General features: G+C 74.8%; 18 protein-coding genes. 5 read left to right on the top strand and 13 right to left on the bottom strand.

Features of this window, described 5'->3' with window-relative positions; all coding sequences use genetic code 11:
- Nucleotides 1-4 precede the first annotated feature (4 nt).
- Nucleotides 5-505, top strand: coding sequence for a hypothetical protein (locus tag ACI79G_RS12480; protein ID WP_456881446.1), 501 nt, complete (start codon nucleotides 5-7; stop codon nucleotides 503-505).
- A gap of 33 nt (nucleotides 506-538) precedes the next feature.
- Here ACI79G_RS12480 and ACI79G_RS12475 read toward each other — a convergent pair whose 3' ends face one another.
- The gene (locus tag ACI79G_RS12475; RefSeq protein ID WP_456881445.1) at nucleotides 539-1,069 is read right to left on the bottom strand and encodes a helix-turn-helix domain-containing protein; all 531 of its coding nucleotides are present in this window, start codon (nucleotides 1,067-1,069) and stop codon (nucleotides 539-541) included.
- 63 nt (nucleotides 1,070-1,132) lie between these two features.
- On the opposite strand from ACI79G_RS12475, the gene ACI79G_RS12470 reads away from it, so the two are divergent.
- The 3 genes from ACI79G_RS12470 (at nucleotide 1,133) to ACI79G_RS12460 (ending at nucleotide 3,019) form a co-directional block, all read left to right on the top strand.
- Nucleotides 1,133-1,471 (top strand): hypothetical protein, encoded by a 339-nt coding sequence (locus tag ACI79G_RS12470; RefSeq protein WP_456881444.1) that lies wholly within the window; start codon nucleotides 1,133-1,135, stop codon nucleotides 1,469-1,471.
- Between the two features lies 1 nt (nucleotide 1,472).
- Entirely contained in the window at nucleotides 1,473-2,414 is a 942-nt protein-coding gene (locus ACI79G_RS12465; RefSeq protein ID WP_456881443.1) for an alpha/beta hydrolase family protein, read from the top strand.
- 104 nt (nucleotides 2,415-2,518) lie between these two features.
- Nucleotides 2,519-3,019, top strand: coding sequence for a cupredoxin domain-containing protein (locus ACI79G_RS12460; protein WP_456881442.1), 501 nt, complete (start codon nucleotides 2,519-2,521; stop codon nucleotides 3,017-3,019).
- A 60-nt stretch (nucleotides 3,020-3,079) separates the two neighbouring features.
- Here ACI79G_RS12460 and ACI79G_RS12455 read toward each other — a convergent pair whose 3' ends face one another.
- The 7 genes from ACI79G_RS12455 to ACI79G_RS12425 all read right to left on the bottom strand — a co-directional run bounded on the left by ACI79G_RS12455 (nucleotide 3,080) and on the right by ACI79G_RS12425 (nucleotide 11,593).
- Nucleotides 3,080-4,087: a sugar phosphate isomerase/epimerase family protein gene (locus ACI79G_RS12455; RefSeq protein ID WP_456881441.1), complete on the bottom strand. Its 1,008-nt coding sequence runs from the start codon at nucleotides 4,085-4,087 to the stop codon at nucleotides 3,080-3,082.
- 17 nt (nucleotides 4,088-4,104) lie between these two features.
- Nucleotides 4,105-5,268 (bottom strand): Gfo/Idh/MocA family protein, encoded by a 1,164-nt coding sequence (locus tag ACI79G_RS12450; RefSeq protein ID WP_456881440.1) that lies wholly within the window; start codon nucleotides 5,266-5,268, stop codon nucleotides 4,105-4,107.
- 66 nt (nucleotides 5,269-5,334) lie between these two features.
- Nucleotides 5,335-6,393 carry a substrate-binding domain-containing protein gene (locus tag ACI79G_RS12445; protein ID WP_456881439.1) on the bottom strand — a complete coding sequence of 353 codons (1,059 nt, stop codon included), beginning with the start codon at nucleotides 6,391-6,393 and terminating at the stop codon, nucleotides 5,335-5,337.
- A gap of 95 nt (nucleotides 6,394-6,488) precedes the next feature.
- Complete coding sequence (locus ACI79G_RS12440; RefSeq protein WP_456881438.1) at nucleotides 6,489-7,655, bottom strand: ABC transporter permease; 1,167 nt, start codon at nucleotides 7,653-7,655, stop codon at nucleotides 6,489-6,491.
- Nucleotides 7,652-9,223 carry a sugar ABC transporter ATP-binding protein gene (locus tag ACI79G_RS12435; protein WP_456881437.1) on the bottom strand — a complete coding sequence of 524 codons (1,572 nt, stop codon included), beginning with the start codon at nucleotides 9,221-9,223 and terminating at the stop codon, nucleotides 7,652-7,654. The genes ACI79G_RS12440 and ACI79G_RS12435 overlap by 4 nt, the downstream gene beginning before the upstream one ends.
- A 480-nt stretch (nucleotides 9,224-9,703) precedes the next feature.
- Nucleotides 9,704-10,870 (bottom strand): ROK family protein, encoded by a 1,167-nt coding sequence (locus ACI79G_RS12430; RefSeq protein WP_456881436.1) that lies wholly within the window; start codon nucleotides 10,868-10,870, stop codon nucleotides 9,704-9,706.
- Between the two features lie 48 nt (nucleotides 10,871-10,918).
- Complete coding sequence (locus ACI79G_RS12425) at nucleotides 10,919-11,593, bottom strand: alpha/beta fold hydrolase (protein ID WP_456881435.1); 675 nt, start codon at nucleotides 11,591-11,593, stop codon at nucleotides 10,919-10,921.
- A gap of 119 nt (nucleotides 11,594-11,712) precedes the next feature.
- Here ACI79G_RS12425 and ACI79G_RS12420 point away from each other — a divergent pair, with 119 nt between their 5' ends.
- Complete coding sequence (locus ACI79G_RS12420; RefSeq protein ID WP_456881434.1) at nucleotides 11,713-13,140, top strand: NAD(P)/FAD-dependent oxidoreductase; 1,428 nt, start codon at nucleotides 11,713-11,715, stop codon at nucleotides 13,138-13,140.
- Here the strand turns inward: ACI79G_RS12420 and ACI79G_RS12415 are convergent.
- Genes ACI79G_RS12415 through ACI79G_RS12395 form a run of 5 tightly spaced genes read right to left on the bottom strand, consistent with a single transcriptional unit; the run spans nucleotide 13,137 to nucleotide 19,073 of the window.
- Nucleotides 13,137-13,820 carry an alpha/beta hydrolase gene (locus tag ACI79G_RS12415; protein ID WP_456881433.1) on the bottom strand — a complete coding sequence of 228 codons (684 nt, stop codon included), beginning with the start codon at nucleotides 13,818-13,820 and terminating at the stop codon, nucleotides 13,137-13,139. The genes ACI79G_RS12420 and ACI79G_RS12415 overlap by 4 nt on opposite strands.
- A gap of 2 nt (nucleotides 13,821-13,822) precedes the next feature.
- Nucleotides 13,823-15,121, bottom strand: a complete 1,299-nt coding sequence (locus tag ACI79G_RS12410; RefSeq protein WP_456881432.1) for an erythromycin esterase family protein — start codon at nucleotides 15,119-15,121, stop codon at nucleotides 13,823-13,825.
- A 3-nt stretch (nucleotides 15,122-15,124) separates the two neighbouring features.
- Nucleotides 15,125-15,916 carry an SDR family NAD(P)-dependent oxidoreductase gene (locus ACI79G_RS12405; protein ID WP_456881431.1) on the bottom strand — a complete coding sequence of 264 codons (792 nt, stop codon included), beginning with the start codon at nucleotides 15,914-15,916 and terminating at the stop codon, nucleotides 15,125-15,127.
- Nucleotides 15,917-15,945: 29 nt separating this feature from the next.
- A complete protein-coding gene (locus ACI79G_RS12400) occupies nucleotides 15,946-17,091 on the bottom strand; it encodes a carboxylate-amine ligase (protein WP_456881430.1) in 1,146 nt (381 codons plus the stop codon).
- Nucleotides 17,088-19,073, bottom strand: a complete 1,986-nt coding sequence (locus ACI79G_RS12395; RefSeq protein ID WP_456881429.1) for an alpha-amylase family protein — start codon at nucleotides 19,071-19,073, stop codon at nucleotides 17,088-17,090. Before ACI79G_RS12395 ends, ACI79G_RS12400 begins: the two co-directional genes overlap by 4 nt.
- Between the last annotated feature and the right edge of the window lie 24 nt (nucleotides 19,074-19,097).

Here is a 19,097-nt window from a genome sequence, read left to right as displayed (position 1 = left end):
CACCATGGCACTGCCCATCACCCTGTCCGAGATCGCGCCCCGCATCTCGGCCGGCGCGTTCATCCTCAACAGCGGCCTGGGCAAGCGCGGCGCCGACGAGGGCACCGCGGCCGGGCTGCACGGCTTCGCCACCGGCACCTACCCGTTCCTCAAGAGCGTCGACCCGGCGACGTTCGTCAAGGTGCTGGCCTACAGCGAGATCGCCGTTGGGACGGCGCTGCTGACGCCGTTCGTGCCCACCGCCGTGGCCGGCGCGGCGCTGACCGCCTTCTCCGGCGGGCTGCTGGGGCTCTACCTGAACACCCCCGGGATGCGGAAGCCGGGCAGCCTGGCGCCGACCCAGGAGGGGCTGACGGTGGCCAAGGACGTGTGGCTGCTCGGCATCGGCATCGGCCTGCTCACCCGCGGGACGATCGACCGGGAGCCGCGCCGGGTGCGCAAGGCCGCGAAGACCCTGGCCAAGGCCAACAGGAAGGTCGCCAGGGCCGCCGAGAGCGCCGCCTGACGCGGCAGGGGGCCGGGCCCCCGGCCCCCTGCCTCACCTCGGCAGGAAGACCTGGCTGACGATCCGCCGCCGGCGGACGCCGTCGGGCTCGAGCGCCATCCGCGCGGCCAGGACCGCGCGCAGCTCGGTCACCAGCGCGGTGAACTCCTCGTCGTCGAGCCACAGCGCCACCTGGCGGTAGCCAACCCCGTCGGCCGCCGGGTCCAGCCCCGGGCCGGCCGCGGCGTCGGCGTACCGGTCGAAGTCCGCGAGCAGCGCGGCGACGAAGGTGGCGAAGGCCCGCCGGTGCTCGTCGACCGACATCGCCGCGGCCTCCGCGACGCCCACCGACGCCGCCCCGGTCACCAGCCGGTAGCTGCGCTCGGCCGCGCCGCGCACCTTCCGCTCCCCCACCACGGCCAGCACGCCCGCCTCGGCCAGCACCCCGACGTGCCGGTACAGCGTCGCCGCCGGGACGTCGGGCAGCTCGCTGCGCAGGTCGGCCGTGGTCAGCGTGCGGTCGCCGAGGAAGGCCTGCACGATCCGCAGCCGCACCGGGTGGAGCAGCAGGTCCGCCGTCGCCATGACGTCACCGTTCTCATAGTTGACATCGTTCTCGGTTTCGATAACGATGATGCCATGGCGACCGTGACCACGACACCCCGGACCCTGCAGGTCTCGCTCACCCGCGCCGAGCGCGTCCTCGGCCTGCTCCGCGACCTCGAGGCCCCTCTGTCGGCCGTGCAGTCGGTCGAGGTCGTCCCCGACGGGCCGGCCGCCGCCCGCGGGCTGCGCGCGCCCGGCCTCGGCCTCCCCGGCCTGCGCCTGATCGGCACCTGGCGCGGGCGCGGGGAGAGGACCCTGGTGTCGGTGCGGCGCGGCCAGCCGGCCGTGCGGGTGCGACTGACCGGGCAGCGCTTCGACACCCTCCTGCTCGGGGTGGACGACCCGGCCGCGGTGGCCGGGGCCCTGACCGCGGCGCGCTGAGGTGCGCGAGTTCCCGGTGCAGGTGCCCGGCAGTCCTCCGCTCGCCGGCACCCTCGCCCTCCCCGACGCCCCGGCGCCGGTGCCCGCGGTCCTGCTGGCCGCCGGGTCCGGCCCCCTCGACCGCGACTCGAACCACCGCCGCCTGCGCTTCGACGTCACCCGGGCACTGGCGCACGCCCTGGCCGACGGCGGGATCGCCTCGCTGCGCTACGACAAGCGCGGTGTGGGCGGCAGCCCCGGCGACTGGCGGACCGCCGGCCTGTACGACAACGTCGACGACCTGGCCCGGGCGCGCGACGCACTCGCCGCCCGGACCGAGGTGGACCCCGGCCGCATCGTGCTGGCCGGGCACAGCGAGGGAGCCGTCCTGGCCGCCGCGCTGGCGGGGCGGGCGGTCGGTCAGCAGGGGGTCCCGGTGGCCGGCGTCGTCCTGCTCGCGATGAGCGCGACCCCGGGCGCGGACCTGCTCCGCTGGCAGGCCCGGCAGATCGCGCCCACGCTCCCCACGCCGGTGCGCGGCCTGCTCCGGCTGCTGCGCACTGACCTGGAGGCCAGGGTCGCGGCCAACCACCGGAGGATCCTCGCGACCACCAGCGACGTGGCACGGATCGGCGGCGTCCGCCTCAACGCCCGGTGGACCCGCGAGTTCCTCCGCCACGACCCGCGGACGGACCTCGCCCGGCTGGCCGTCCCGGTCCTGGCCCTCACCGGCGACAAGGACCTCCAGGTGCCGGCCGACGACCTCGCCGTCCTCGCCGCGACCGTGCCCGGACCGGTCGAGGTCCGGCGCGTCCCCGACCTGACGCACACACTGCGCCGGCAGCCGCGCGCGGCCTCGATGCGCCACTACCGGGAGGAGCTGCGCCGCCCGGTCGACCCGGACCTGTGCTCCACCGTGGTCGCCTGGTGCCGGAGCGTGACGGGTGTGCCCGCGTCGTCGTGATCCCCGGGTCGGGGGGTTCCCCGAGGTGCTTGACCCCTGCAGCATCGCGGACCACGGGGAGCCGCCGCCGGGGCGGGGTCCCGTCGGCTCCCAGGAGGTCCCGCGTGTCCCAGGCGACCACGTCCACCCGCTCCGCCCGCCACGCCGCGCCGCTGGTCCTGGCCCTCGGCATCGGCCTGCTCAGCGGCTGCTCCGGGGACGAGGGCGCCGCGGACGCCGCACCGTCGAGCAGCGCACCGTCCAGCAGCGCGGAGGCGAGCACCCCCACGTCGTCCGCCCCCGCCACGAGCGCCCCCGCCACGAGCGCCCCCGCGGAGGCCGAGAGCGAGACGGTGTCGGTCACCGAGGGCGAGATGTTCATCGAGCTCTCCGAGGACTCGTACTCCGCCGGCACCTACACCTTCGAGGTGACCAACGACGGCCGGATGCCGCACGACTTCGTCGTCGAGCAGGGCGGCAGCGACGTCGCCGCCACGGAGGTGCTCCAGCCCGGCCAGTCGGCGACCCTCGAGGTCGACCTCACGCCGGGCGAGTACGTCTTCTACTGCTCCGTCGGCGCCCACCGGGCCGCCGGCATGGAGGTCGCGGTCACCGTCGGCGCCTGAGGGAGGACCTCCCTGCCCCCTGTCGCGATGCAGCGAGTGGCGGGGGCAGGGAGTCCTTCCTCAGTTGCCGCTGGCGAAGGCGGCGTCGAACGCCGCGGCCGGCGGGTCGAACGCCAGCCGGCGCACGAACGCCAGCGCCTCGGGGGCGCCCACCAGGCGGTCCATGCCGGCGTCCTCCCACTCCACCGAGATCGGCCCGTCGTAGCCGATGGTGTTGAGCATCCGGAAGCAGGCCTCCCACGGGACGTCGCCGTGGCCGGTGGACACGAAGTCCCAGCCGCGCCGCGGGTCGGCCCAGGGCAGGTGCGAGCCCATCCGGCCGTTGCGGCCGTTGCCCACCTGCTTCTTCGCGTCCTTGCAGTCGACGTGGTAGATCCGGTCCTTGAAGTCCCAGATGAACGAGACCGGGTCGAGGTCCTGCCAGACGAAGTGGCTCGGGTCCCAGTTCAGCCCGAAGGCCTCGCGGTGGCCGATGGCCTCCATGGTGCGCACCGTCGTCCAGTAGTCGTAGGCGATCTCCGACGGGTGGACCTCGTGCGCGAAGCGGACGCCGACCTCGTCGAAGACGTCGAGGATCGGGTTCCAGCGCGCGGCGAAGTCCGCGTAGCCGTCCTCGACCATCGACTCGGGCACCGGCGGGAACATCGCGACGGTCTTCCAGATCTTGGACCCGGTGAAGCCGACGACGGTGTCCACGCCGAGCTTCGCGGCCGCCCGGGCGGTCGTCTTCATCTCCTCCGCCGCCCGCTGCCGGACGCCCTCGGGGTCGCCGTCCCCCCAGACGCGCGGGTGCACCATGCCGCGGTGCCGCTCGTCGATCGGGTCGTCGCAGACGGCCTGGCCGTTGAGGTGGTTGGAGATGGCCCAGACCTTCAAGCCGTACTTGTCCAGCAGGGCGAGGCGCTCCTGGACGTACGAGTCGTCGTTCGCGGCGCGCTCGACGTCGAGGTGGTCGCCCCAGCAGGCGATCTCCAGGCCGTCGTAGCCCCACTCGGAGGCGAGCCGGGCCACCTCCTCGAAGGGCAGGTCGGCCCACTGGCCGGTGAACAGGGTGACGGGACGGGGCATCGTGGTCTCCTCTCGGCTCAGATCTCGGTCCAGACGGAGTGTGAGGCGGCGCTGCGCTCGACGGCGTCGAGCACCCGCTGCACCTGCAGCCCGTCGGCGAAGGACGGCGTCGGGTCCTCGCCCTTGGCGATGGCGGTGACCAGGTCGACGACCTGGTGGGTGAAGCCGTGTTCGTAGCCCAGACCGTGCCCGGCCGGCCACCAGGCGCCGACGTAGGGGTGGTCGGGCTCGGTGACGACGATGCGGCGGAAGCCCGCGGTCGCGGCCGGCTCGTCGCCGTCGTAGAAGTGCAGGACGTTCATGTCCTCGAAGTCGAACGCCAGGCTGCCGCGCGAGCCGTTGACCTCGATCCGGATGGCGTTCTTGCGGCCGAGGGCGAACCGGGTCGCCTCGAAGCTGGCCAGCGCCCCGCCGTCGAACCGGCCGAGGAACACCGCGGCGTCGTCCACCGTGACCGTGCCCATCCCCTCGCCGGCGACGCCGGACAGCGACCCGGCCGACGCCGGCAGCGGGCGCTCCTTGACGAAGGTCTCCAGCAGCGCGCTGACGCCGGTGAGCCGCTGCCCGGTGATGTGCTGGGTGAGGTCGACGATGTGCGCGCCGATGTCGCCGAGCGCGCCCGAGCCGGCCTTCTCCTTCTGCAGCCGCCACGACATCGGCGCGGCCGGGTCGGCGATCCAGTCCTGCAGGTACTGGGCGCGCACGTGCCGGATCTCGCCGAGCCGGCCCTGCGCGACCAGCTCGCGCGCCAGGCCGATCGCCGGCACCCGCCGGTAGGTGAAGCCGACCATCGACCGCACGCCGCGGGTCGCGGCGCGGGCGGCGGCCTCGGCCATCGCCTCGGCTTGCGCCACGGTGTTGGCCAGTGGCTTCTCGCAGAGCACGTGCTTGCCCGCCTCGAGCGCGGCGATCGCGATCTCGGCGTGGGTGTCGCCCGGCGTGCAGACGTCGACGAGGTCGACGTCGTCGCGCTCGAGCACGCGGCGCCAGTCGGTCTCGACCGAGGACCAGCCCAGCCGCTCCGCGGCGTCGGCGACGCGGACGGCGTCCCGGCCGGCCAGCACGGTGAGCCGGGGACGCATCGGCAGGTCGAAGAAGTGGGGGGCGGTGCGCCAGGCCTGCGAGTGCGCGGCGCCCATGAAGGCGTAGCCGATCAGGCCGACGCCGAGGGTCGGGGGCATGCGGTCTCCTCACCGAGCCGCCGGGGGGACGGCGCGCCGTCCCCCCGGCGACCTCGTGTCAGCGGGTCAGGACTCGAACGCGGCGTCGATGTACTGGTCGACGTTGTCGGCGGTCACGACGGGGGCGTCGAGCACGATGCGCTGCGGCACGCCCTGCGAGGCGAGGTCGGACAGGCTCTTGCCCTGCACGATCAGCCGGGCGAGCGCGATCCCGTCGGCGGCCTGGGTGTGCGGGTAGATGACCGTCGCGTCGAGCACCGACTGGCCGGACTGGATCTCGCGCATCGCGTTGGCCGACCCGGCGCCACCGACCATGATGAACTCGTCACGGCCGGCGTTGTTGATGGCGGCCAGGACGCCGACGCCCTGGTCGTCGTCGTGGTTCCAGATGGCGTCGATCCGCGGGGCGGCCTGCAGCAGGTTGGCCGCGGTCCGCTCCCCGCCCTCGACGGTGAAGTCCGCCGCCACGCGGTTGTCCACGTTGAGGCCGCACTCGGCCAGCGCGTCGGCGAAGCCCTGGCTGCGGTCCTGCGTCAGCGGCAGGGAGTCGATGCCGGCGATCTCCGCGACGACCGCGTCGGGCTGGTCGCCCAGCTGCGTGCAGATGTACTGGCCGGCCGAGACGCCCATGCCGTAGTTGTCGCCGAGGACGGTGGCCTGGGCGGCGAAGGGGCTGTTGAACTCGCGGTCGACGTTGATGACCGGGATTCCGGCCTCCATGGCCCGCAGTGCGACGGGGGTCAGTGCGGCGCCGTCGAAGGGCAGCAGCACGATCGCGTCGACGCCCTCGTTGATGAAGGTCTCGACCTGGCTGATCTGGGTGCTGACGTCGTTGGTGCCCTCCGCGACGGAGAGCTCGACGTCCTCGTAGCGGTCGGCCTCGGCCTGCGCGGCCTGGCTGATCCCGGCCATCCAGCCGTGGTCGGCGGCCGGCGCGGAGAAGCCGATGCGCACCGTCTCGCCGGCCTCGTCGTTGGGGCTGGCGGCCTCACCGCCACCGCCGCCCCCGCCGCCGGAGGCCTCGGGGGTGTTGCTCGTGCAGCCGGCGACCAGGACGCCGGCGCCGAGAACGGCGAGCGCGGTCGACGTGACACGACGGAACGGGCGCTGCCTCGCTGCAGACATGTTCTCTCCTCGTTGATCGCCTCCCTGGCAGTCGTCGCCAGGTGGGGGGTCGTGCGGGTGGTGCCGGTCCGGGACGGGTGCCGCCCCGGGCCGCGTCAGGGGCGGTCGGTCGTCGCGCCGGGTGCGGGGCCGCCGGGGCCGCCGGGCGTCGCGCCGCCGGAGACCGTGCCGGCCGCTCCGGCCGGGGCGGGCGGGCTGCCGGCGCCCGAGCCCCGGCCGAGCCGGCCGAGGCTGAACGACCCGGTCGCCAGCCGCATCTGCAGCAGGACGGCGACGACGATGATCACGCCGCGGGCGACCGCCTGGGCGGAGCTGGACAGGTTGTTCAGCGTGAAGACGTTGCCGAGCGTGGTGAAGATCAGCACGCCCAGGACGGTGCCGACGATGGTGCCGCGGCCGCCGATGAGCAGCGTGCCGCCGATGACCACCGCGGCGATCGCGTCCAGCTCGTAGAGCGTGCCGTGGGTGGAGCTGCCGGTGGTCGTCCGGGCCATGAGCATGACCGCGGCGATGCCGCAGGTGACGCCGGAGAGCACGTAGAGCCACATGGTGTGCCGCTGCACCCGGATGCCGGCCAGCCGCGCGGCCTCGGCGTTGCCGCCGACGGCGAAGGTGCGCCGGCCGAACGTCGTCCGGTTGAGCAGCACCCACCCGGCGACGGCGACCAGCGCGAAGATGACCACCAGCGTGGGGACGCCGAGGACGTCGCCGGAGAAGAAGGCCAGGAAGTCGCGGTCCTGCACGATCTGGGTGCGCCGGTTGGCGATGATCTCGGCCAGGCCGCGGGCGGCGGCCAGCATGGCCAGGGTCGCGATGAAGGCGACGAGCTTGCCGTAGGCGATGACGATCCCGTTGACCAGTCCGCAGCCGGCGCCCACCAGCAGCGCGGTGACCACCATGACGATCCAGTGGAAGTCCTCGGCCATCGCCTGGGTGGCCAGCGTCGTGGCCCACACCGAGGACAGCGCCACGATCGCGCCGACCGACAGGTCGATGCCGCCGCCGATGATCACGAACGTCATGCCGACGCTGACCACGCCGATCACCGCGGCCAGCCGCAGGATCGTCAGCACGTTGTCGACGGCGAGGAAGCGGTCGGGGGCGGTGGCGGTGCCGACGATGCAGAGCACCGCCAGGGCGACGACGAGGCCGAGGTTGCGGCCCACGGGGCCGGCGAGGAACCCTGCCCCGCTGCGGCGCCCCGCCGTGCCGGAGGGCTGCCGGGGAGCGTCCGTCCCCGTCGCCACGGTCGTGCTGCTCATGCCACGTCCCCTTCGCGCTGTGCGTGTGCGGCGCCGTGCGCGGCCGCGTCCTCCATGACCAGGTCGAGCACCCGGTGCTCGTCGAGCGCGCCGGCCGGTTCCTCCGCCAACACGCGGCCGTCGCCGATGACCAGCACCCGGTCGGCCAGACCGAGCACCTCGGGGATCTCGCTGGAGACCACGACGACGGCCACGCCGCGATCGGCCAGCTCGCGGATCAGTGCGTACATCTCCGACCGGGCGCCGACGTCCACGCCGCGGGTCGGCTCGTCGAGCAGCAGCACCCGGCAGTCGCGCAGCAGCCACCGGGCCAGCACGACCTTCTGCTGGTTCCCGCCCGACAGCGTCCGGACCTCCCGGTCGACGTCGGCCGGCCGGACCTCGAGTGCGGTCACCTGCTGCCGGGCGGCCTCGGCCTCGGCGGACCGGGAGAGGAAGCCGGCGCGGGTGAACCGGGCCAGGCTCGAGAGGCTGATGTTGCGCGCGACCGACTCCCCCAGCAGCAGGCCCTGGCTCTTGCGCTCCTCGGGGGCCAGGCCGACACCGGCGGCGACCGCGGCGGCGACGTCCCCCGGGCGCAGCCGCCGTCCGCCGACCCGCACCGTGCCCGACGTCGGGCGGCGGGCGCCGTAGACGGTCTCGAGGATCTCCGAGCGACCGGAACCGACCAGGCCGGCGAGGCCCACGACCTCGCCCGGGCGGACGGTGAAGGAGACGTCGGCGAAGGAGCCGCGCAGCCCCAGCCCCTCGACCTCGAGCAGCGGGGCGGCGTCGGGGTCGGGGTGCTCCCGCCGCTCGGGGAAGACGTACTCGATGTCCCGGCCGGTCATCAGGGTGATGACCTCGCGGGTGCCGGTCTCGCGGGCGGGCAGGCCGGTGGCGACGGTGCGGCCGTCCTTGAGGACGGTGATCCGGTCACCGACCTCGCGGATCTCCTCGAGCCGGTGGGAGATGTAGACGACGGCGACGTCGTGCGCGGTGAGGTCGCGGATCACCGCGAACAGCCGCTCGACCTCCTCGCTGTCCAGGACGGCCGACGGCTCGTCCATGATGATCAGCTTCGCGTCCTGCGAGAGGGCCCGGGCGATGCTGACCATCTGCTGGGCGGCCGCCGGCAGGGAGCCGACCTCGGCGGTGGGCCGGATGTCGGCGTGGCCGAGGCGCTCCAGCAGCCGCGCGGCGGCGCGGTTGGCCGAGGACGGCCGGGTCACGCCCAGCCGCGCGTGCTCCCGGCCGAGGAAGACGTTGTCGGCGACGGTGAGGCCGGCGACCAGGTCGAGCTCCTGGTAGATCGTCGCGATCCCCAGTGACATGGCCGCCTGCGGGTCGGTGAGCCGCACCGGCTCGCCGCGCCAGCTGATCCGGCCGGCGTCGGGCTGGTGCGCCCCTGCCAGCACCTTGATGAGGGTCGACTTGCCCGCGCCGTTCTGGCCGAGCAGGCAGTGCACCTCCCCCGCGCGGACGTCGAGGTCGACGCCGTCGAGCGCCCGGACACCGGGGAAGGACTTGACGACGCCGTGCACCTCCAGCAGCGGAGGTCCACCCGACGGCGAGGGAGACGAGGACATCGGCACCACCCAGACTTCTGCTCAAAGCTGACCATTAGTCGGCTGAGGCGAGAACATAAGGGCGGTGCCCGATGTGGTCAAGGCCACGCACCCCGGGTTGCCGAAACGAGACCCGAGGACATGGCGGTCCTCGCGGACCGCACCGGGGAGTCCGCGCAGCGCGACGCAGCAGCTCAGCGCGCCAGGGGGACGGCAGCTGGCCGTGGCATCCGGGTGAGCCGCCCTGCGAGGCGGTGCGAGGAGTGGGGGCCGGAGGCTCCCGCGATCGAGTGGCGGGAAGGGCCCAGCGCGCCAGGGGGACGGCACCTGGCCGCGGCCTCCGGGTGAGCCGCCCTGCGAGGCGGTGCGAGGAGTGGGGGCCGGAGGCTCCCGCGATCGAGTGGCGGGAGGGGCCCAGCGCGCCAGGGGGACGGCACCTGGCCGCGGTGCGGTCCGGAGGACCGCAGTGTCATCGCGGTGTCGGCCGGTGGGCCGACGGTGTCACCGCGCGAGGGCCTGCTCGACCGACTCCTCGTCGAGGAAGCCCTCGATGGCCATGAGCGCGGCGCCGACCCGGCCGGAGAGCTCCGGAGCCGCGCTGACGGTGATCTCCAGCGCGCGGGCGGCCAGCGGCATCGAGCGCCGATAGACCGACTCGCGGATCCCGGCCAGCAGCGGGACGCCGGCCTGCGCCACACCGCCGGTGATGACGATGCGGTGGGGGTTGAAGAAGTTGACCAGCGCCGCGAGCACCGTGCCGATCGTGCGACCCGCCTCGCGGACCAGCTCGATCGCCGCGCCGTCGCCGTGCGCCGCGCGCTCCACGACCTCGCGGGTGGTGCCGACCGGCAGCCCCGCCGCCACGGCGTCGCGCAGCAGCGCGCCACCGCCGGCGAGCGCCTCGAGGCAGTTCTCCTGGCCGCAGCGGCAGGTCACCACCCGCCCGTCGGGCGTGCTCACGTGGATGTGCCCGATGTCCCCGGCGCTGCCCTGCGCGCCGCGGTAGACCCGGCCGTCGACGATGACGCCGCAGCCGATGCCCGTGCCGACCTTGACCACGAGCACGTCCTGCACCGACCCGGCGGCGCCCATCTCCCCCAGCGCCATGACGTTGACGTCGTTGTCGACGTAGACCGGGCACCCGTAGCGGCCGAACGCGCTCGGGATCGGGAAGTCGTGCCAGCCCGGCATGATCGGCGGGTGGGAGGGGCGTCCGCTGGAGTGCTCCACCGGCCCGGGGACGCCGACGCCCACGGCGCAGACGTCGGCCGGCTCCAGACCGGCCTCGGCGAGGACCAGCTGGGCCAGCCGGTCGACCTCGGCCAGCACCGGGCCGGGGCCGTCGGCGATGTCGATCGGGTGGCCGATGGTGGCCAGGATCTCGGCCGAGAGGTCGGTGACGGCGACGTCGACGCTGGTCACGCCCAGGTCCACCGCGAGCACGCACCCGGCGCGGCTGTTGAACCGCAGCAGGGTCGGCGGCCGGCCGCCGGTGCTCCAGCCGCGCCCGCCCTCGGCGAGCAGGTTGGCCGCGATCAGCTGGTCGACGCGGGCGCTGACGGTGTTCCGCGAGGCGCCGGTCAGCGCGACCAGCTCGGCCCGGCTGCGCGCGCGGCCGGTGCGGACGTACCGCAGCAGCGCGCCGGCCGAGGCGGAGGAGTGGGCCACGAGCACATCGTGTCACGCAGCGGCCACCCTCCCGGGGGTCCGAGCCGATCAGGCACCCGGTCGGAGCCCCCGTGCGCCCGTCCGGCCGGCCGCCGCGCGCAGCAGCGCCGCGACCTGCACCGGGTGGGTCATGGGGGTCAGGTGGGCCGCCCCGGGGATCTCGGCGAGCCGGCCGTCCGGCGCGGCCGCCGCCACGGCCGCGGCCCAGTCGTGCGGGCAGAGCCGGTCGCGGGTGCCGCGGACGACGGTCACCGGCACCCGGACCGCCCCCAGCCGGGCGTCGATCCGGTCGGGCGAGGCCACGTCCCACAGCTGCCGCATGGCCCACGGCCCCGTGCGCAACCACTGCGGGAGCGCCAGGAACGCGTGCGGCCACCGCTCGCGGACCGCCGTCGCCACCCACCGCCGGGCCAGCCCCACGGCAGAGCGCAGCCGCGGGTCGGTGGTGGGCCCGAGCAGCACGAGTCCGGCGACCCGGGGGTCCCGGGCCGCGGCGACCACCACCTGGCAGCCCTGCGAGTGGCCGACCAGCAGCACCGGTCCCTCGCCGAGCCGGGCACGCAGCCTGGCCGCGAGCTCCTCGAGCGGCGGCACCGGCCCCGGCAGCCCCATCCCCGGCAGCAGGACGACGTCGGCGGGCACCAGGTCCCGCAGCCGGGCCGAGGAGCGCTCGTCGAGCCCGAGTCCGGGGACGAGGACCGGCCGGGTTCCGGGTTTCGGCACCCAACCGGTCTACCGCTGCTGCGTGAGGCGCTCACCAGCGGGTAGGACGGCGCTCTGTGACCTGGATCGCCCCGAGGTGTCCGCGCCCCGGGAACACCGAGGTGGGAGACTGATTCATCATGACGACATCACCTGTGGCCGACCCCGTCGGCGCCTCCTCGTCCGGTCGGCCCAGGGTCGTCATCGTCGGCTCCGGCTTCGGTGGGCTGTTCGCCGCCAAGGCGCTCAAGCGGGCTCCCGTCGACGTCACCGTCATCGGCAAGACCAGCCACCACCTGTTCCAGCCGCTGCTCTACCAGGTGGCCACCGGCATCCTCTCCGAGGGCGAGATCGCGCCGGCCACCCGTGAGATCCTGCGGCACCAGGAGAACGCCCGCGTCGTGCTCGGCGAGGTCACCGACATCGACCTGGCCGCCCGCACGGTCACCTCCACCATCCTGGGCCGCACCACGGTGCACCCGTACGACGAGCTGATCGTGGCCGCCGGCGCCGGGCAGTCCTACTTCGGCAACGACCGCTTCGCCGAGTTCGCCCCCGGTATGAAGAGCATCGACGACGCCCTGGAGCTGCGCGGCCGCATCTTCGGCGCCTTCGAGCTCGCCGAGCTCGCCACGGACCCGGCCGAGCGCGACCGGCTGCTCACCTTCGTCGTGGTGGGCGCCGGCCCGACGGGCGTGGAGATGGCCGGCCAGATCGCCGAGCTGGCCCACCGCACCCTGCGCCGCGACTTCCGCACCATCGACCCGACGCAGGCCCGGGTGATCCTGCTGGACGCCGCTCCGCAGGTGCTGCCGCCGTTCGGCGAGAAGCTCGGCGACCGCGCCCGCCGGCACCTCAACGAGATCGGCGTCGAGGTCCAGCTCGGCGCGATGGTCACCGACCTGGACGCCAACGGCCTGGAGGTCAAGGACCGCGACGGGCAGGTCCGCCGCATCCGGGCGGCCACCAAGGTCTGGGCGGCCGGCGTCCAGGCCAGCCCGCTGGGCCGGCTGCTCGGCGAGCAGTCCGGCGCCGAGGTCGACCGCGCCGGACGCATCGCCGTGCAGCCCGACCTCACCCTCCCCGGGCACCCCGAGGTGCACGTCATCGGCGACATGGCCAACCACCCGGACCGGCTGCCCGGCGTCGCGCAGGTGGCCATCCAGGGCGGCCGGTACGCCGCCGAGGCGATCCGGCGGCGGACCGCCGGCAAGCAGCCGCAGGGCCCGTTCCGCTACCGCGACAAGGGCAACATGGCGACGATCTCCCGCTTCTCCGCCGTCGCCGACATCAAGAACCTCAAGTTCGAGGGCTTCTTCGCCTGGGTGCTGTGGCTGGTCGTGCACCTGATGTACATCGTGGGCTTCAAGAGCCGGGTGACCGCGGTGCTGCACTGGATGGTCAGTTTCCTCGGCCGCGGCCGCGCCGAGCGGGTGGCCACCCAGCAGCAGGTGTACGGGCGGCTGGCGCTGGAGGCGCTCGGGTCGGAGTTCGCGGTCTCCAAGACCGGCGGGCCGAAGGACGCCACGGCCCCGGCGACGGACCTGACCGAACGCCGCTCCGCTTAACCGGCCGGCTCGCCCAGCCAGAGGGTGAGGGCGGTGGTCACGTCCACGGGCCGGACGACGTGGCCGCCGTCGAACTCCTCGTAGGTGACGTCGTACCCGCCCGCCCCGAGCTCGCCGGCCAGCCGCCGTCCGCACCGCGCGACGGGCAGCACGCGGTCGTCGGTGCCGTGCGAGATCCAGATCCGCGGCCGGCCGACCCGCCGCGGTGGGACGGCGAACCCCGGCGAGAAGGCGAGCACCGCCTCGGCGAGGTCGCCGTTGGCCAGCCCGAGGCTGAGCGCGTACGAGGCGCCGTCGGAGAAGCCGCCGAAGGCCACGCCGGTGACCGCCTGGCGGGCGAAGACCTGCTCGAGGGCGGCGTCCAGCACCGCCACGTCCCGGCCGAGGCCGCCGGCGATGAGGTCCCAGGTGGCGGCGACCGAGGACGGGGCGAGCACCAGCGCGTCCCGGGCGGTCGCCGGCCCCCCGACCAGACCCACGGACTGCGCCGCCGTCCCGCCCGCGCCGTGGAAGAACACCAACAGCGGCCGCGGCCGGGGCCGCCCCTCGGGGACGACGAGCTGCGCCTGCGCGTGCGGTCCCAGCTCCAGGGTGCGAGCGCCCGGTGGGTACGGCGCCGCGGCCGGCGCGGTCACCGGCCGGGCGTCGAGCCGCCCCTCTGCGGCGTGCGGGAGCGCCACCGCTAGACCGCGTGCGCCAACGGCGGCACGTGCTCGTCGGCCCGCTCGAGGTGCAGCGGCTGCAGGGGCGAGGTGTCCTCCAGGTACAGGAAGGCGTCGTAGCGCTCCCCCAGCACGGTCGGCACGTAGTTGCCCCACTTCTCCCGCTCGGGCCGGTAGACCACGCCGATCGCCCGGTGGTCCAGCCGGCGCTCGAGCTCGGCCGGCGGGGAGCCGTCGCGCGACCAGACCAGCAGCGCGTCGCGGCCGACCTCCTCGTGCAGCAGCGCCTCCAGGCTGCCGGGCCGGGCCTCGGGCACCGGCATCCGCTGCATCTGCGCGCCCCACTCGCTGCCGGCGATGACGCCGCCGCGGTACCCGCCGAAGCCCACCAGGACGACGTCGTCGACGCCGTGCCGCTCACGCAGCATCTGCCCGACGTTGGTCATGCCGGCGTCGGCCATGTCGGTGGCGCGGGCGTCCCCGATGTGGGTGTTGTGCTCCCAGACGACGGCCTTGGGCGGGTGCGGCCCTGTGCCGTGGTGGGCGAGCAGCCGGTCGAGGGTGTCGACCATGTGCACGTCGCGCACGTTCCACGACTCCGCCGAGCCCCGCACCATCGCGCGGTAGTAGCGCTCGGCGTCGACGACGACCGCGGCGTTCTGCTCGGCGGAGAAGCGCGCCTCGGGGTCGTCCTCGGCCTCTCGCCGCCCGCGCTCCTCGCACAGGTGGTGCAGCAGGTCGACGACGGCCTGCTCGCAGCTGGTCGGGGCGAAGCGGGAGGCGAAGGCGTACTCGGCGCCGTCCTCGCCGAAGGGCTCGAAGCAGCGCAGCGCCCGGAGCGCGGTCTCCGCGTGCTCGGGCTCGTTCTCCCGCAGCCAGCCCACGAGCTCGTGCATCGAGTCCCAGAGGCTGTAGACGTCCAGACCGTAGAAGCCGACCCGCTCGTCCTCCGGGCGCCCGGCGTTGACGTCGCGCAGCCAGCGGCAGAAGTCGACGACGTCGTCGTTGGCCCACATCCACGTCGGCCAGCGGGAGAAGGCGTCGAGGGCGTCGCGCGGGTCGACGTCGGCACCCGGCCGCAGCTTGACCGACCGGTCGACCCGGGAGCAGTCGGGCCAGTCGCCCTCCACCGCGACGAAGCCGAAGCCGCGTTCGGTGATCAGCCGGCGGGTCAGCGCGGCCCGCCAGGCGTAGTACTCGGAGGTGCCGTGGCTCGCCTCGCCGATCGCCACGATCCGCGCGTCGCCGACCCGCTCGAGCACCGGGTCGAGGTCGGCGGGGTCGCGCAGCGGCAGCGCCAGGTCCCGGACGCCGGTCATGGCCTACTCCGCGCCGCCGGGCTCGGCCATCTTCGCGTGGCCGGCGGACTTCAGCCGGTCCGGCAGCACGGAGTTGACCACGGCCTGGGCCTTGCTCAGCAGCGAGCCGCCGAGCACCTTGGTCTCCCCCTCCATCAGGGCCTCGAAGCCCTGCCTCGCGACCTGGGCCGGGTCGTCCTTGGGGCCCTGGCCGAGCTTCGTGTCCGTCAGGTCGCCGCGCTCGAAGAACTCGGTGTCGGTGGGGCCGGGCATCAGCGAGGTGACCGTCACCCCGGTGTCGCGCAGCTCGGTGGCCAGCGCCTCGGCGAACGACTGGACGAACGACTTCGAGGCGTTGTAGACCGCCTGGTACGGGCCCGGCATGGTCGAGGCGACCGACGAGGTGAACAGCACCCGGCCCTCGCCGCGCGCGGCCATGTCCCGGAGCACGGACTTGGCCAGGACGACGGTCGAGCGGACGTTGAGGTCGATGATCGCCAGCTCGTCCTCGAGCGGGTTCTCCACGAACGGCCCGCCCTTCCCCACACCGGCGTTGAGCGCCGCCGCGGCCAGCGGGCGCCCCGTGGCGGTCACCGCGTCGTACACGGCCTGCGCGCCCTCGGCAGTCCGCAGGTCGGCCTGCACCGTCTGCACCGTGGTGCCGGCGGCGCGCAGCTGCTCGGCGGCGGTCGTGAGCTCGGCGTCCTCGGCGTTGACCACGAGGTCGAAGCCGTGCTCGGCGAACTGGCGGGCCAGCTCGAGGCCGATGCCGCTCGAGGCGCCGGTGACGAGGGCGAGGGGTCGCGGTTCGGTCATGGCCGCCCCCTACCCCGGGAGGCCTCGTCTCACCCGACGCCGCCGACGCCGTCCCGCACCACCGCGGCCGCCACTGCCCGGCGGTCACGGGTGGCGACCCAGGTGTCGCGCTGCCGGGTGGCCGACGTGCCGTGCGCCCACAGCCGGTCCAGCAGCGCGGCGACCTCGTCCTCCTCGTCGTGCGCGCGCAGGTCCTCGGCGAGCTCGGCGACCAGCGCGTCGACGGCGTGCCGCGCGGCGACGGGCTCGCCGCGCACCGGGTCGAACAGCTCGCCGCGCAGCCCGTCGCGGGCGGCCCGCCAGCGGGCGGCGCGCAGCAGCTCGGGGCGCACCTCGGGAACCGGCTCGGCGCGCTCCGCGCGAGCGGCGAGCACCCGCACCAGCGAGCGGACCAGCGCGGCGTGCAGGACGGCGGCGTCGAGGTCAGTGCAGACGTCGGCCAGCCGGAACTCCAGCGTCGGCCAGCGCGCGGACGGCCGCACGTCCCAGTACAGGTGCCGGCCGTCCTCGACGACCCCGGAGCGCACCAGCCCGTCGAGGACCTCGCGGAACCGCTGCTCGGTGCCCATCGGCTCCGGGGGCCCGGCGTTGGGCCAGTGCGACCACCACAGCGTGCGCCAGGACTCGTAGCCGGTGTCCGCGCCGTCGTGGAAGGGCGAGCTGCCGGTCATCGCGAGCAGCACCGGCAGGTGGGGGCGGGCGCGGTCCATCACCGCCACCGCCGTCCCGAGGTCGGGCACGCCGACGTGCACGTGGCAGCCGCAGATGTCCTGCCGGTCGGCCAGCCCGCCCCAGCGCTCGACCATCGCCTCGTACCGGGGCGCGCCGGTGATCCGCTGCTCGCGCCAGGTGCCGAAGGGGTGGGTGGAGGCGGGGAACGGCACCAGCCCGTCGCGGGCGGCGGCCGCCGCGGCCTCGGCGCGGGTGGCGGCCAGCTGGGCGCGCAGCTCGGCCAGCGTGGTGCAGACCCCGGTGGAGGTCTCCAGCTGCGTGGTGACGATCTCGGGGTGCACGTGCTCCCCCGCGTCGCCAGCGAGGGCAGCCCGCACGACCGTCGCGCTCGGGGTGAGCGCGAGGGTGTCGGGGTCGACGAGGTGGAACTCCTCCTCGACACCGACGGTGGCCCCGGCGGTGGTCGGCGGCGGGTGGCCCGGAGGCACCGTCGGCCCGGTCACGGCTCGGCGTACCAGGCGAAGCCGAGCCCGGGGACGACGACCCGCCCGTCGCGCACCGGGAGGACGCCGTCGCTGCCGTGGACCTGCTCGAAGCTGCCGAAGCCGGTGACGGTGTCGGCGTCCACGGCCTGGGGCGACGGCGAGAAGTTGGCCAGCCCGACGAAGGCGCCGCTGCGCGGGTGCTTGCGCCGCCAGACGAGGACGGCGTCGCTGCCGGCGTCCACCACCACCGACTCGACCCCGCCGCGCAGCGCCAGCTGCGCGCGGCGCACCTCGCCCAGCCGGCGGATCTCCCGCCACACCCGGCCCTCGAGGGTCGCCGGGTCGCGGCGGCGGGCGGCGGCGTCCCAGTCCATCGGCGGGCGGTGCATCCAGCGGTTGTCCGGGGCGAGCGCGGGGTCGGCCAGGTAACCCGCGTCGTTGCGCAGGGCCAGCTCGTCGCCCATGTACAGCAGCGGGATGCCGCCGTACGCGTAGGCGACCGCGTACAGCAGCACCAGCCGGCGGACACCGGCGTCCAGCGCCGCGTCGTCGCCGTCCTCGAGCGCGGCCTCGATGCCGCACAGCGACGCGGCCGAGCCGGAGACCCGGGCGTCGCCGGTGACCTCGTTCTCCTGGAACAGCGCGCCGCGGGCGAAGGAGCCGGGGAAGCGGCCGGCGTAGAAGTCGTTGAGGAAGCGGCGGTGCGCGAAGCTGTCGAGGCCGACCGCGGCGGCGTCCTCGTCGGCGACCGCCCAGCCGATGTCGTCGTGGCCGCGCACGTAGGTGCACCAGGTGGCGCTCGGCGGGATCGGCCGCATCCGGCGCAGCGACTGCCGGGCCAACCGGACGTCGCCGGTGGCCAGGCTGCTCCACAGCAGCACCATGAGCTGGTTGTGGTAGGCCAGCTCGCACTCGGGCCGGTAGCGGTCGTGCCCGCCGAGGTAGCCGACGAGGTCGTCGGGCGAGACGATCGCCTCCGCCTTGAAGATGACGCCGGGGGCGGCCAGCCGGGTCAGCGCGTGCAGCAGCTGCAGCAGGCTGTGCCCCTCGGGCTGGTTCTGGCAGCTGGTGCCCAGCCGTTTCCACATGAACGGGACGGCGTCCATCCGGAAGACGTCGACGCCGCGGTTGGCCAGCCAGGTGATCTCCCCGAGCATCGCCAGGGTGACCTCGGGGTTGGCGTAGTCCAGGTCCCACTGGTACGGCCAGAACGTCGTCCAGACCCAGCCGCCCGCACCGCCGCAGGCCTCCGGCACCCAGCTGAAGGACCCCGGCGCCCGGTCGGGGAAGACCTCGGGGATCGTCGCGTCGTAGGCGTCGGGCAGCGTGCGGTCGGGGAAGGCCGTGTAGAAGCCGGCGTACGCGGGGTCACCGGCCAGCCAGCCCTGCGCCCAGGCGTGCTCGCGGGCGGTGTGGTTGAGCACCAGGTCGATGCACAGCGCCATGCCGCGGTCGTGCAGGGCCGTGGCGACCTCCTCGAGGTCGGCCATCGTGCCCAGCCGGGGGTCGACCGCGCGGTAGTCCGCCACCGCGTAGCCGCCGTCGTTCTCCCCCGGCCGCGGCTGCAGCAGCGGCATGAGGTGCAGGTAGGTGGTGCCGAGCTCGGCGAGGTGGTCGAGGTGTTCCGGCAGCCGGTCGAGGGTGCCGCAGAACCGGTCCACGTAGCAGACGTAGCCCTGCACGCGGGAGCGCTGGAACCACGCCGGGTCGACCTCGCGGCGCCGGTCGATGCGGCGCAGCTGCTCGGGGCGCTCGACCGCGGCGGCCAGGGCGGTGCGCAGCGCGCGGGCGAGGAGCTCGTCGGCCGCGTCCCCGTAGAGGGTGGCCAGCGGCTCGTGGACGTCGTGGAGCGCGAGGTCGGCGCGGGCGAGGAACGTGTCGCCCTCGGCCGGGCCCAGGGCCGCGACGGCCTCGGCCGCCACCGCCGGCCGCAGCTGCTGCCACGCCTGCTCCGCCGCTGCTCGGCGGACCGCCGCCGGGATGGTCGCCGGGATCGTCACCGGGCCAGTATCGGGCCGCCGTTC

Source organism: Geodermatophilus sp. SYSU D00779, from assembly GCF_054050595.1.
The sequence above is the reverse complement of the archived record's forward strand: the minus strand, read 5'-3'. Positions and strand labels throughout refer to the sequence as shown.